Here is a 12189-nt window from a genome sequence, read left to right as displayed (position 1 = left end):
TACTAACTTACGTCAGCTGATCGAGCGAAAGACGGCGGGGCAGCAAGTCGCGGCGGAATTCGCTGACCGAACGGCCGGTAACTTGGCGGAACTGGTTGCTCAGGTGCTGGCCCGAACTGTAGCGCATTTTTTCGGCTATTTCGCTCAGCGTCATTTCGTTGTAGCTCAGCATCTCCTTCACCCGCTCAATCTTCATCCGAATGAGATATTTCTCGATGGTAAGGTTGGCGGTGCGCGAAAATACCTTGCTCAAGTGCGAGTAGGTAGCCGCAAACCGGTCAGTGAGGAAGGCCGAGGTCGTTAGCGGCATGCGGGCAGTACGCAAGTGTTCGAGGTACTCTATCAGCGCAGATTTGATTTGTTCGGTAAGCTGGTCGGCGCGGCCCATAATTACGTCGAAGCCAGCTTCGCGCAGCAACGGAGCCACGGCGCTGGGGTCAGCAGGTGTATTCTCATCCAGCTGAACCTGGCCGAGCGTTACGTCGGTAGGGGTGTAGCCGGCCTGTTCGAACAGGTTGCGCACTGCCTCGATGCAGCGGGGGCAAACCATATTTTTGATGTGGAGCAGATTGGTTTTCACGGATGATTGTGGTTGGAGGGTTTCGGCCGTGCGACAGCACGTGCAGGAGAACGGGAAACGACGGCGGCAGCCGGTTTTTTACGCCGTATGGAGCTGGCCGGGGCTTTGGCCCAGGCCGAGCCAAACCAGTTGGCTGCTGCCCAACTTACAAACGGAACTGCTGCCAAAAAGGTAATGGTCAGCAGCCAAAAAAATACAAAAAAAGCCCCAGACAGCCGAATTAGAAATTGGTCCTGACTTCCATACAAGTACAGAATTAGGGCCAGAGACAGCGCAACGCTGATTCCGGCCAGCAGAGCCACCTGCCGGAGTAGCGGCCGGAGCTGGGAAAAAATGCTGACGGATTGAGGCATGATATAACGTAGAGGGCGTAAATATAAGCTGTTGCCCTGCATGGTCGTTACGAGGTAGGATAGGAGCCGGACTGAAAATAGGGCATGTAGCGCAGCGTTGGCCAAGGGAAGAGGATGAAGGCTGCGGGTTGCCTGCTGTACCCGGGAGCCTGAAAATTGCATACGTAAAAACCAGTCAGGCAGTCAGCCGTACAGATACTTACCTTACACTTCTGACTTGTCACGTTCTATTCGCTCTTGCATGAAAATCACCCTACTCCGTCCTCTGGCAGCCATTCTGCTACTTACCGGTTCTCTTGCGGCCTGCAATACAGGTAGCGAAGACGGCGCCACCAACGTCGAGATTGGTAGCGACAAAAAAATGGACCCCGAAGCCCGCCGCCCCAACAACCAGGGAGACGATTCGGCTGCCTCGGGTATGCGGCCCGATACAAACCGGACGACCATTAGAGACCAGTACGAAAATGCCGCCGATACCCCCGACCGCAACCGCGACGGGCTGGCCGACTAAGCTTGCCGACTGATACCAAAGTAACCCGCCGGCGCTTTTGTTTGGCACCCCGGCCTCTACTGATACAAAGCAAGGCCCCGCGCTCAACAGGAGTGCGGGGCCTTGCTTTGTATCAGTAGAGGCCGGCCTTAAAGCCGGTGGCTACCCGTAAGGCTTAATAAAATACGAAGCCGTTGGGGCCGGCCAAAACCGTGAACGAATCGATGGCTGCGCCGGTGCTTTTAAAGCGAATCACCTTGTCGGCCGACGAAAACGAGGCCAGGCCGCCGTAAATCGTGCCGTCCTGCGGATCGACACCCAGGCCGTAGAAGCCACCGCGCTTGATCAGGGGCTGGGTGGGCAGGGTGGCCTCGTTGATGCCGAGCGTGTACACGCCGCCCAGGTAAGTATAATAGAGCTGGTCGAGGCTGCCGTTGATGGTCAGGTTGCCGGGGGAGCTCTGGTCGGAGGGCATTTCACGGGTCGTGGCCGTAAGCTGGCCGGGCACAATCTGCGAAAGGCTGCCTTTGCTCAGCCGGGTGGGGTTGGGGTTGTACACTATCTTACCGCTATTCAACACCCAAACCCGGCCGTTGCGGTCGGCTACCACGCTGTTGGGCCCGTCGCCCACCGTAATGGTGCCTTCCACTACATCGGTGGTAGTGTTGATGACGGTAACGGTATTGTCGCCGTTGTTGGTCACGTAGAGGCGTGAGCCCACCACAACCAGCTGCTCAGGTTGCTTGCCCACGGCAATGCTGCGGGTTACCTGGTTGGTTTTCAAATCGATAACTGATACCTGACCAAAGGTGGTGGTATACGACACTGTTTCGGTTACGTAGCCCTTATCCGACGAAGCAGCCACAAAATAGCGGGGCAGCTTGAGGTCTTTAACTGTGGCCTTCGATTTGAATTTGAACAGCGACACTACCTCCAGCTTGTTGCTGTTGTTGACCACGATGTAGCCCAGGCTGTCGCGCACGGCCATGCTCTGGGCAACATCACCGAGGGGCATCTTGTTGACCGAGGCAAACAGGGACTTGTTGATAACCGAATTGCTAGCCTTGCTGAACAGGCTGATGTCGGCGTTGGAGCGGCCGAAGTTGCCCTCGTTTATCACGAACACCGAGTTCGTAACCACGGGCGCTGGCCCGGGGTTGGGGTCGTTGTCGGGGTCGCAGGCCAGCAGCGTAAGCGCGGCGGCGCTACCCAGCAGCAGCCGGCCCGGCAGGCTGGCAAGAGTAGAAAATGACTTCATTTGGAAAGGGGGATATGTATTAAGGGTGAATTATTCGTGTGCAGTCGTTCGCGGTGTGCGGTTGTGGTCAATGGTTATCGGTCAGAACCAACCAATCACGCACCACTAAAAATCACCGCCACAGCAGGCGCAGGCTGAAGCTGGCGTTGCGGCCGGGCAGGGCGCGGTTCTGGTAATTCTGGTAGTTGTTGTCGGTCAGGTTGAAGCCTTGGGCCAGCACCAGCAGCTGCCAGGTCGGGGCCAGAGCCAGCGTGCGGCCCACTGAAGCGTTCAGCAGCAGGTAGCCGGGCAGAAAATCGGTGGCCGAAGCGTCGGTGTAGCGGTGGCCGGTATAGGTGAGCGTGGTGCCCAGCTGCCAGCCCCGCCAGGCATTATCGGTGCTGAGGGCCACCGTATGCCGGGGCACGAAGGGCAGCTGCCGGCCCACCGGGTCAGCATCAACAGCCGTACCCTGGGTTTTCTCGGTGCTCGTGAAGGCATAAGAACCCCGCGCCGTGAGCCGGTACGCGCCCGGCTGCCAACCCAGCGTGCTGCTGGCTTCCAGGCCCTGCGCCCGCACCTGCCGCAGGTTGCGCGGCGACCAGTACGAAGCGCCCGGCGTCCACTGCACCCAGTTATCTACCAACTGCCGGTAGCCGGTTAGCTCATTTTGCAGCGTCAGGCCAGTCGTTTTAAAGGTGTGCGCCAGTCCGCCCTCGTAGCCGAAGCTTTCCTCGGGTAGCAGGTCGGGGTTGCCGCCGGGCCGCCAGTACCGCTCGTTGAGGGTGGGGGCGCGGTAGCTGCGCGAGGCGTTGCCTTTCAGGCTGAGTGCGTGCCGGCCGGCGGCCAGGGCCAGCCACTCGGCCCCGGCAGTAGGGGTGAGGGGCGGCTGCCGTCCCGGTAGCACTGCCTGCCGAAGGTTCAGCGAGAGCTGCAGCCGGGGCCGCGGGTCGTAGCGCAGCAGCAGGAAGCCCGAGTAGCGGTTTTCGGTGCGCGGGGCCGCGCCGTAGCCATCTACCTGGGCCGCGAAGTGCTGAGCCTCGCCCCCCAGCCGCACTGAGGCGTTGGGCGCCAGCCGCCAGGTATGCTCGGCCTGGGCCTGACTGGTGCGCACCGTCGATTCGCTAAGGCCGCTCGCGTCGTCGCGGTAGTTGATAACGTCCTCGAACCAAGCAGTGCGCACGGCCCACTCGCGGCGGGTACTCACGCGGCGGTAACCGGCCGTCAGGCGGCGGCTCTGGTCGCGCTCCTGGGCGTTGGTGTTGTTGGTGCCGATGCCGGGCTGAATCTGGCGGTCAGCATCGGTGAGCCAGACGGCGATGCTCAACTCGCCGCGCTGGCCCAGGCGCAGGGTAGCATCTTGGCTGAAGCTGGCCTGCCGGAAGGCCGCGTTTTCCTGGCGCTGCTGCACCCGGCCGCGACCTTCACCCACGTAAAAAGGAAAGTCGTTGTTGGCGCGGCGGTAGTTGAAGCTGGTGCGCAACGCTATTTTCTGGTTGCTGAAGCCGGCCGTAGCCACTCCCGCGCCCAGCCCGAAGCTGCCGTAGTCGCCCTGCACGGTGCCGTGCCAGCCCCGGCCCCAGTCGGCTGGACTGTTGGCGGCCGCGCTGAGTTGCACCGTGCCGCCCACCGCCCCGTTGCCGTAGGTAGCGCCTGCCGGGCCCGGCTGCACCTCTACTTGCGTGGTGCCATTCACGGGCAGCAGGGCAAAATCGGCCTCACCCAGCGAAGGCAGGTTGATGTTGAAGCCGTTCCAGAGCACGGCCGTATGGCGGGCCGAAGTGCCCCGCAACGATATGGACGACAGCTGCCCCGGTCCGTAATTTTTGAGGTAAATGGCGGTGCGCGCCCCCAGCGCATCGGCCAGCGTACCGTTGCGGTAGTTGTTCAGGGCCAACGAATCGAGTACCAACTGGCGGCTGCCCACGGCAAAATGTGTCGGCCGGAGCCCCGAAACCCGAACGGCAGGCAACTGCTGGCTCCGCAATGTATCGGCGGGGGCTTGGGCCGCGGCGGGCCGCACCGCGCCAGCTAGCAGACCGAAGCCGCCGAGCAAAGCGAATTGGGCGGCAAGCCGTCCGGGTAAAAGCGTCTGGAGAACCAAAATTTTCGTGACCGAAAAATTCAGTTCAAAACTCCGTGGGGTTAGCGCCAAAAGCGCCGACCAGCCGAAGCCGAGTACGAAAACAGAAGGGTACCTTGCGGCCCCGAAAGGCCGCTACTGCATTCATTCTCCGCCCTTCCTCCGCAGGCGCTGAACATGGGGAAATGCAAAGGCAGGTCTCCTGGCTTGCTCCTGGCGCGTCGCCTTCCCATTTCCGCCGCCTTCTTTCCTGCGAGAGAAAAGAAAACAGCTGCCGAAACAGTGGCCGGTGATGACGCGCCGACTCGTGAAGCGTACAGTTGCGGGGACAGCTCCGGTTTTGAACCGGATTCCCTTTTCAGCCTCGCCCCCCAATCGGGGTCCGGCCACCTTTACGGGGGCAAAGATAAGCGGGGAATTTTAGAAGTGAGAGGGGAGAAAAGGAACGTCATTCAGAGCGCAGCGAAGAATCTCGCCTGAAGCCGTTGTTATACCGTTGCAACATCAGCACGCGAGATTCTTCGCTGCACTCTGAATGACGTTCATCTCACTTCTAACCTCTCACCTCTCACCTCTCTATACTCACCCTTTCCCACCCATGAAAAAACTGCCCCCCGAGTTTTACCGCCGCCCCGACCCAGTGCAGATTGCCCGCGAGCTGCTCGGCAAGCACGTTTTCTCGCGGGTCGATGGCCAGCTTACCGGCGGCCGCATCATCGAAACCGAAGCCTACTCGCACCTCGGCGACGACTCGCTGACCATGCACCTCAAGCGGCTTAGCTCGGCCAGCCAGGCGCTGCGGGAGCCCGGCGGCCGGGCCTACCTGTATAAAGTGTATCAGCGCCACACGCTGTTCAACATCTGCACCAACGAAGCCGGCAAAACCGATACTGTGCTGCTCCGCGCTATTGAGCCGCTCGTGGGCCTGGATGTGATGCAGGAGCGCCGGGGGGCCTCCATCAAGCCCAACCGCCTCACGGCCGGCCCAGGCATGCTCACCCAGGCGCTGGGCCTCACGCCCGACCTCACCGGTACCGACCTGCAGGGCGGCCTGCTCTGGATTGAAGACCACGGCGAAATCATCCCCGCCGACCAAATTCTTGCTGGCCCTCGCATCGGCCTGGAGTACGCTGGCTCCATAGCGGCTGGTCTGCTTTGGAATCTCCAGATAAACCATACATGATGCCGAGGAACGGATGCTGCAGATTCGCTCTTGTTTGCTGGGCGTCTATTCCAGCCAATCAGGACGAATCTGCGGCATCCGTTCCTCCGCATCAGCTGTGATTCGGGCTGCACTATCCTTGTATCGGCGTCATCTGTGATTCGCAGACCAGCACGAGCAGCTTGCCTTCGTGGCTGGTAGTGGCGAATAGGTACAAGTCGCCGCCTTCACGGATACCGGTACGATGGCGGAATTCGGCGACCGAATCGGGGAAGTTGCGGGTGGTGACGTGGGCGCGCACGGCCGGGCCGAGGTGGGCGCGCAGGGCCTGGGCATCGTATTTCTCCACGGCCAGAATGCGGAAGCTGCGGCCGGGAAAGTCGGGGTGCAGCGTGTCGGAGGTGTAGAGGTGGCTGTGCTGGTGCAGCTTCAGCAGCTCGAAAGCCGTGCCCACGCTCTTGAAAGCCCCCGCTTTTAGCACGGCCACGTTGGGCTCGTAGAGAAACTGCTGCGGCTCGGCGTAGCGGGCAATGGCGCGCGCCTCGCGGGCCCGGTTGAACCGAAACTCCTGCCGGCTGCCGTCGCGGCGCAGGTTCACGGTGTAGCGCTCGGGGTCGACGGCAGCCTCTTCGCCCAGCTCATACAGCACTTCCTTGCACTCGTTATCCACGGCCACCACCCACAGCCGCCGCACGTGGCCCAGTTCCCGCAGGGCCTGCTCAATATCGAGCATGGGCGAGGTTTTGAGCAGGATGCGCGGGCTTTTGCGCAAAAGTAGTGGCAGCAGGCGCAGTACGTCGGGCTCGCAATCTTGGAGGCGGAAAATCTTCTTAGCAGCCGTATCGCGCCGGGCCGGGTCGAGGTAAATCCAGTCGTAGGTATCGTCCGAATCGCGCAGGAAATGGGTGGCGTCGGTGGCGTGGCAATGCACGTTCTCTATGCCCAGCTGCGCCAGGTTGTAGCGCACCACATCGGCCAGCGCGGCGTTGCGCTCCACGTAATGCACCTCGCCCACAGTGGCGGCAAAGTGGGCCGAATCGACGCCGAAGCCGCCGGTAAGGTCGGCGAGGCGCTCGGCGCCGCGTACCAATTCAGCTTTAAAAGTAGCAGTGCGGTCGGAGGAAGCTTGCTCGACCGAGAGGGCGGGTGGAAAAACTAGGTCGGGGTTGGCGGCCCAGATGGGGAGCTTGACGCGGGCTTTCTGGCGGGCCTGAATCTGGCGCACCAGTTCGGGAACGGGGAGGTTGGGATGACGGCGGGCCTGCAGGGCCAGTTGGGCGGGGTCGTCGTGCAGGTGCTCGGCCACATACTGGCGAGCCGCCGCGGGCAGCGGGTATTCCATGGTGCGAAGCTACTTCTTTAAGCTGCAGGCTTCGAAACTGTAAGCCACCGGTCAGCCTTGGCTTTTATGCTGCAGATACGTTTGCAACGCCTGCAACGCAGATTTCGCGTATTACAGACTCCAGCGCAGAGCCAGTAGGGGCCGGCCAGTAGCGCTGGCCGCAACACCTATAGCAGTGGGCTGCAACTGCCGCAGCAGGCCAGTACCACGGGCGGTAGGCCCAACGTTGTGGGCTGCCACTGCCCGCTGGAAGTGGGTGTTGGTATTGCGCGAAACAAAGATATTGGTTATTAAACTGGCCGCTGCCACCCCGAGCGCCACTTTTTGGGTGTTGTTGAAGTATTGCTGCCGGTCGGGGGCCGAAAGCACCTGCTGGCCGTAAAGGCCTACCGCGCCCACAAACAGCACTCGTTCAGCCAGAAACAGCATCTTCTGACGCCGGTAGCGGTTGAGTGCAGCCAAGGCATCGGGCTCGCCTGCCAAGTAGGGGCGCAGCCGCTGACCGAAAAAGCCCGCGTTCTGGTAGCTGGCCTCGGTTGGGTTGTTGCTCAGGGAAAAGTAGAAGTTCTTCTGCGGCCCGTTCAGGCCACGCTGCTGGTCGTCGGGGGCCAGGTTAATGGGACCAGTATGCTGGGCCTGCGCCTGTTGGCCCAAACCGGCAAAACACAGTAGTAGTACCAGAAAAACGCGCCCACATACACGCAAAGCAGAAGACACAAAATAGTAATTCATGGGAGCAAAATTACAACGATGTAACTGGGCTTGCTAAGGCCTTCGACGGGAAAAAAGTGCAATTCACCGAGGAATAAATTTTGTTCTATCCAACAAAAAGGGCTTGTGCTTCGTTGGTCTGGCATTCAAGCCACTCTTTCTTTCCCTTTTTTATGAACCTGTTTTCTTCCATCCGCCCCGTTGCTCTTTTGGCTGCTCTGCCTGCTATGCTGGCTTTTTCGGCCTGCGGCGACGATGATAAGGACCCCGCTCCTCAGCAGGGCCGGGTGCTGCTCGTGCATGCTGCCGCTGCCACGCCCGGGCAGGTTACCGCCTTTGTCAATGATAATCAGGTCGGCCAGCTGAACTACGGTCAGAACAGCGCCTACCTGGCAGTGAATTCCGGCAGCCCCACCTTCCGCATCAATAATGGCACTCAGGAGGTCACGACCAAGAAGCTGGACATAGCGGCCAACCAGAACTACTCTGTATTTGCCTACTCGCCCACGGCTACCATCGGCAGCGCCGATCTGATCAGTTTCCAGGATGATTTGACGGCTCCTGTTGCCGGTCAGGCCAAAATCCGACTGGTGCATTTGGCCACCGGTGCCCCTTCGCCGGTGCGACTGAGCGTGCCCGCCCTAGTGGTTGGCACCGCACCAACCGACTTAACGCCCGATGTAGCTTTCGGCACCGCATCCGCATTTGTATCTGTAAACGCGGGTACTGCTCCTACGCTGACGGTGACTACTACGGGCACGCCCCGCACTACCCTGCTGACTGTGGGTGACGGTTCGGGGTCAGGTACCGGCACCAAAACGCTGGAAGCTGGTAAAATTTACACCGTACTTGTGCGCGGTATTGCAAATCCTGGCGCGGCAGCAGCGCAGCAGCCTAAAGCCGCTATTATTGCCAACAACTAAGCGGCAATTATCACTTATTGAACACAGAGGCCTGTTTCCTTAAATGGAGGCAGGCCTCTGTGTTTAAAGATTATCATAGAGGCCGCTCTAACTTTTTCGTATTTTTGTGGTTGACTTCTGAAACCCCTTTTTATCATGGTAGAGACCAAGACGACGACGGCCTACGTGCCCCATAAAGTAAAAGACATGAGCCTCGCCGAGTGGGGCCGCAAGGAAATCCGCCTGGCTGAGGCCGAAATGCCCGGCCTGATGGCTCTGCGCGAGGAGTACGGCGCCAGCCAGCCCCTCAAGGGTGCCCGCGTGGCCGGCTGCCTGCACATGACCATCCAGACTGCGGTGCTCATCGAAACGCTCATCGCCCTCGGTGCTGACGTAACGTGGTCGTCGTGCAACATCTTCTCGACCCAGGACCACGCCGCCGCTGCCATTGCTGCAGCTGGTATCTCGGTGTATGCCTGGAAGGGCATGACGGAGGAAGAGTTCAACTGGTGCATCGAGCAGACGCTGTTTTTCGGCGAGAAGCGCGAGCCGTTGAACATGATTCTCGACGATGGTGGCGACCTGACCAACATGGTGCTCAACCAGTTCCCCGAGTTGGCCGCTGGTATCAAGGGCTTGTCGGAGGAAACTACGACTGGCGTACTGCGCCTGCTCGACCGTGTGAAAAACGGCACGCTACCCATGCCTGCCTTCAACATCAACGACTCGGTTACCAAGTCGAAGTTCGATAACAAGTACGGCTGCAAAGAGTCGGCTGTAGACGCCATCCGCCGGGCTACCGACGTGATGATGGCCGGCAAAATTGCCGTGGTTGCCGGTTACGGCGACGTAGGAAAAGGTACGGCTGCTTCGCTGCGCGGTGCCGGTGCCCGGGTTATCGTTACCGAAATCGACCCAATCTGCGCCCTGCAGGCCGCCATGGATGGCTACGCGGTGAAGAAGATGGAAAATGCCATCAAGGAAGCCGACATCGTGGTAACCGCCACCGGCAACTGCGACATCATCACCGAAGCCTCGTTCCGCGCCCTCAAGGACAAAGCCATCGTCTGCAACATCGGCCACTTCGATGATGAGATTGATATGGCTTGGCTGAACAAGAACTACGGCGACACCAAGGATACTATTAAGCCGCAGGTGGACCTCTACACCATCGAAGGCAAGGAAATTATCGTGCTGGCCGAAGGCCGTCTCGTGAACTTGGGCTGCGCCACCGGCCACCCTTCGTTCGTGATGTCGAACTCGTTCACCAACCAGGTACTGGCCCAACTGGAACTGTGGCAGAACGCCGACCAGTACGAGAACCAGGTATACACCTTGCCCAAGCACCTCGACGAGAAAGTAGCTCACCTGCACCTCGCCAAAATTGGCGTTGAGCTGGAGGTGCTTAAGCCCAAGCAGGCCGAGTACATCGGCGTAGAGGTGGAAGGCCCGTTCAAGTCGGACCTGTACCGCTACTAAGCTTTTGGGCTTTCTATGTAAGTAAGAACCCCGCTCGGCACTGCGCCGGGCGGGGTTCTTATTGTTTGATATGAACTATCTTCACTCCCCAAAAAACTCCTGGCCCACTAGCTTCTCGGTTTCCTGCCACAGCTGCCGGGCTTGGGTGGGCTCGGTGAAGTTGTGCTTCACTGGCTTGGTCTGTTGCTTATCGAAATAGCCACCGCTTACCTGCCCGCCGATGGGGTCAGTAGCCAGAAAAATGCTGGTGCGGGCACCTTCTTCGGTCGTGAGCAGAAAGGGTGCGGCCAGCCGGGTGAGCAGGCTGGTGAGGCCACCTGAGGCCGAGCCGAAACTGCTGGCCACCACGCCGGGATGCAGGCTGTTGGTAACAACATTGCCGATGCCCCGCGCCCGCAGCTGCCGGGCCAGCTCCTGCGTGAAGAGAATGTTGTAGAGCTTGGTGTTGCCATACTGCCGCCACGCGCTGTAATTTTCTTTCTGGTTGAGGTCGTGCAGCTGCGGCTTGGCCATGCGGTAGCCCTCCGAAGCTACGTTCACGATGCGGGCCGCTTCGCTCTGTTGCAACGCCGGCAGCAGCAGGCTGGTGAGCAGAAAGGGGCCAAGGTGGTTGGTCGCCAGCGTCATTTCATAGCCATCAGTCGAGGTTTCACGCTCCTTGCCAAATATGAGTCCGGCGTTGTTGACGAGTACATCGAGGCGCTGGTAGCGCTGGATGAATTCCTCGGCCGCCCGCCGCACCTGGCTCAGGTCCGACAGGTCGCACAGCAGCACGTCTACCCGCTGCCCAGATGGCGCCAGCTGCTGGAATTCCTGGCGTACCCGGGCAGCCTTAGCAGCGTCGCGGGCCAGCAGGATTATGTGGTAGCCCCGGCGTACCAGCTCGCGGGCCGTTACTTTGCCGATACCGGAAGTCGCGCCCGTAACGAGGGCAATCTGCTCAGAAACAATAGTATTCATGGAGTCGGTAGTTGGTTGCCCGGCTATACGCACCCCGGCGTAGTTCGGTGCCGGACCGTCCGCTTCTGCCCTTGTTACCGCTGCACCAGCAACCGGCGCGTCAATGGCGCCGCGGCCGAATCGGGCCAGCTGATACGCACTACATAGTTGCCGGCCGGCAAATCGGCCACCGAAAACGTGAGCCGCGAGCCGGTAGTCGGTAGGGTCCTCAGGCGGCGGCCCTGGTTGTCGTAGAGCGTTACGAGGCGGTTGGCGGCGGTTGCAAAACTCAGGGTGGTTTGCTCCCGAGCTGGGTTTGGGTAGGGGCCAATTATGGCTGCCACGGGCGGTACAGAAGCTTTGGCCGGGCCAGGCAGCGGCTCGGTTGTCAGCAGCTTGTAGGCGGGGATGCTATCGAGTTGGGCCACGTAGAAGGGGCGTAGTTGCCGCTTGTCGAAACGCAGCCGTAGGCTGTCGTTGGCGGCGTTGCGGAAGCGAACGAGCTCAGGAAAATCACCGACTTTTACCCGCCGGCTCAGGGCTAGTACCTGCTCATAACCAGTGCCGAAGCCCTGCACTTGCCCGCGGCTTATACGCATGGCGTGTACCCAGTGGGCTCCCTCATGGGTAGTCTGCACGAAATAATAGAGGCCCCGAAACCGGAAGACCCGGGCCACCAGTACCGTGTCATCTGCTGGTGTTGTAAAGATGTTGCTGCCCATGGCGACATCGAAAGCCAGATGAAGCCGGAGTGTATCGTCGGGGCCGGCCAACGTGAGGTTTGGCCCCAGCTTCTTTGCCAAATTCAGCGGTCGGCGCACCGCCACGGGGTCAAACTGCGCTTCGGGCCTGGATATGCCATCACAACCAGTCAGCAATACTATCAGTCCTAAAAAACAGAAAATCCGCAT

At 60.1% G+C, this 12189-nt stretch carries 12 protein-coding genes and 1 riboswitch; of the genes, 4 read left to right on the top strand and 8 right to left on the bottom strand.

The annotated features are described in order from the left end of the window. Positions 1-7: 7 nt before the first annotated feature. Together D0N36_RS00710 and D0N36_RS00705 are read right to left on the bottom strand one after the other, a co-directional pair. Positions 8-580 (bottom strand): helix-turn-helix domain-containing protein, encoded by a 573-nt coding sequence (locus D0N36_RS00710; protein WP_116939138.1) that lies wholly within the window; start codon positions 578-580, stop codon positions 8-10. After that, on the bottom strand, positions 577-933 hold the full coding sequence (locus D0N36_RS00705; RefSeq protein ID WP_147320698.1) for a hypothetical protein: 357 nt from the start codon (positions 931-933) through the stop codon (positions 577-579). Before D0N36_RS00705 ends, D0N36_RS00710 begins: the two co-directional genes overlap by 4 nt. 241 nt (positions 934-1174) lie before the next feature. Between D0N36_RS00705 and D0N36_RS00700 the strand changes: the two genes are divergently transcribed. Beyond that, a complete protein-coding gene (locus D0N36_RS00700) occupies positions 1175-1444 on the top strand; it encodes a hypothetical protein (protein WP_116939137.1) in 270 nt (89 codons plus the stop codon). Between the two features lie 154 nt (positions 1445-1598). Here the strand turns inward: D0N36_RS00700 and D0N36_RS00695 are convergent, their stop codons facing one another. Both D0N36_RS00695 and D0N36_RS00690 read right to left on the bottom strand, forming a co-directional pair. Beyond that, on the bottom strand, positions 1599-2681 hold the full coding sequence (locus tag D0N36_RS00695; RefSeq protein ID WP_116939136.1) for a DUF5074 domain-containing protein: 1083 nt from the start codon (positions 2679-2681) through the stop codon (positions 1599-1601). A 112-nt stretch (positions 2682-2793) separates the two neighbouring features. After that, positions 2794-4716, bottom strand: a complete 1923-nt coding sequence (locus tag D0N36_RS00690) for a TonB-dependent receptor plug domain-containing protein (protein WP_190242458.1) — start codon at positions 4714-4716, stop codon at positions 2794-2796. 202 nt (positions 4717-4918) lie between these two features. Beyond that, positions 4919-5152: riboswitch (cobalamin riboswitch) on the bottom strand. A gap of 189 nt (positions 5153-5341) precedes the next feature. On the opposite strand from D0N36_RS00690, the gene D0N36_RS00685 reads away from it, so the two are divergent. Next, positions 5342-5926, top strand: a complete 585-nt coding sequence (locus tag D0N36_RS00685; RefSeq protein WP_190242457.1) for a DNA-3-methyladenine glycosylase — start codon at positions 5342-5344, stop codon at positions 5924-5926. Positions 5927-6038: 112 nt separating this feature from the next. Here the strand turns inward: D0N36_RS00685 and D0N36_RS00680 are convergent, their stop codons facing one another. Together D0N36_RS00680 and D0N36_RS00675 are read right to left on the bottom strand one after the other, a co-directional pair. Further along, on the bottom strand, positions 6039-7247 hold the full coding sequence (locus D0N36_RS00680; RefSeq protein WP_116939133.1) for a class I SAM-dependent methyltransferase: 1209 nt from the start codon (positions 7245-7247) through the stop codon (positions 6039-6041). 111 nt (positions 7248-7358) lie between these two features. Further along, positions 7359-7979 carry a hypothetical protein gene (locus D0N36_RS00675; protein WP_147320697.1) on the bottom strand — a complete coding sequence of 207 codons (621 nt, stop codon included), beginning with the start codon at positions 7977-7979 and terminating at the stop codon, positions 7359-7361. Positions 7980-8131: 152 nt separating this feature from the next. On the opposite strand from D0N36_RS00675, the gene D0N36_RS00670 reads away from it, so the two are divergent. Next, entirely contained in the window at positions 8132-8881 is a 750-nt protein-coding gene (locus D0N36_RS00670; protein WP_116939131.1) for a DUF4397 domain-containing protein, read from the top strand. A 135-nt stretch (positions 8882-9016) separates the two neighbouring features. Beyond that, the gene (gene ahcY / locus D0N36_RS00665; RefSeq protein ID WP_116939130.1) at positions 9017-10339 is read left to right on the top strand and encodes an adenosylhomocysteinase; all 1323 of its coding nucleotides are present in this window, start codon (positions 9017-9019) and stop codon (positions 10337-10339) included. An 81-nt stretch (positions 10340-10420) separates the two neighbouring features. On the opposite strand, the gene D0N36_RS00660 is transcribed toward ahcY, so the two are convergent. Further along, entirely contained in the window at positions 10421-11299 is an 879-nt protein-coding gene (locus D0N36_RS00660) for an SDR family oxidoreductase (RefSeq protein WP_116939129.1), read from the bottom strand. 74 nt (positions 11300-11373) lie between these two features. After that, positions 11374-12081: a T9SS type A sorting domain-containing protein gene (locus D0N36_RS00655; RefSeq protein ID WP_190242456.1), complete on the bottom strand. Its 708-nt coding sequence runs from the start codon at positions 12079-12081 to the stop codon at positions 11374-11376. Positions 12082-12189: the final 108 nt, after the last annotated feature.

Source organism: Hymenobacter lapidiphilus (assembly GCF_003417065.2).
Lineage (GTDB): Bacteria > Bacteroidota > Bacteroidia > Cytophagales > Hymenobacteraceae > Hymenobacter.
This window is presented reverse-complemented; position numbering and strand designations above follow the sequence as displayed.

Coding starts and splice junctions, on each gene's coding strand:
- D0N36_RS00705 (WP_147320698.1), bottom strand. CDS start 933: ATGCCTCAATCCGTCAGCATTTTTTCCCAGCTCCGGCCGCTACTCCGG.
- D0N36_RS00700 (WP_116939137.1), top strand. CDS start 1,175: ATGAAAATCACCCTACTCCGTCCTCTGGCAGCCATTCTGCTACTTACC.
- D0N36_RS00695 (WP_116939136.1), bottom strand. CDS start 2,681: ATGAAGTCATTTTCTACTCTTGCCAGCCTGCCGGGCCGGCTGCTGCTG.
- D0N36_RS00685 (WP_190242457.1), top strand. CDS start 5,342: ATGAAAAAACTGCCCCCCGAGTTTTACCGCCGCCCCGACCCAGTGCAG.
- D0N36_RS00680 (WP_116939133.1), bottom strand. CDS start 7,247: ATGGAATACCCGCTGCCCGCGGCGGCTCGCCAGTATGTGGCCGAGCAC.
- D0N36_RS00675 (WP_147320697.1), bottom strand. CDS start 7,979: ATGAATTACTATTTTGTGTCTTCTGCTTTGCGTGTATGTGGGCGCGTT.
- D0N36_RS00670 (WP_116939131.1), top strand. CDS start 8,132: ATGAACCTGTTTTCTTCCATCCGCCCCGTTGCTCTTTTGGCTGCTCTG.
- ahcY (WP_116939130.1), top strand. CDS start 9,017: ATGGTAGAGACCAAGACGACGACGGCCTACGTGCCCCATAAAGTAAAA.
- D0N36_RS00660 (WP_116939129.1), bottom strand. CDS start 11,299: ATGAATACTATTGTTTCTGAGCAGATTGCCCTCGTTACGGGCGCGACT.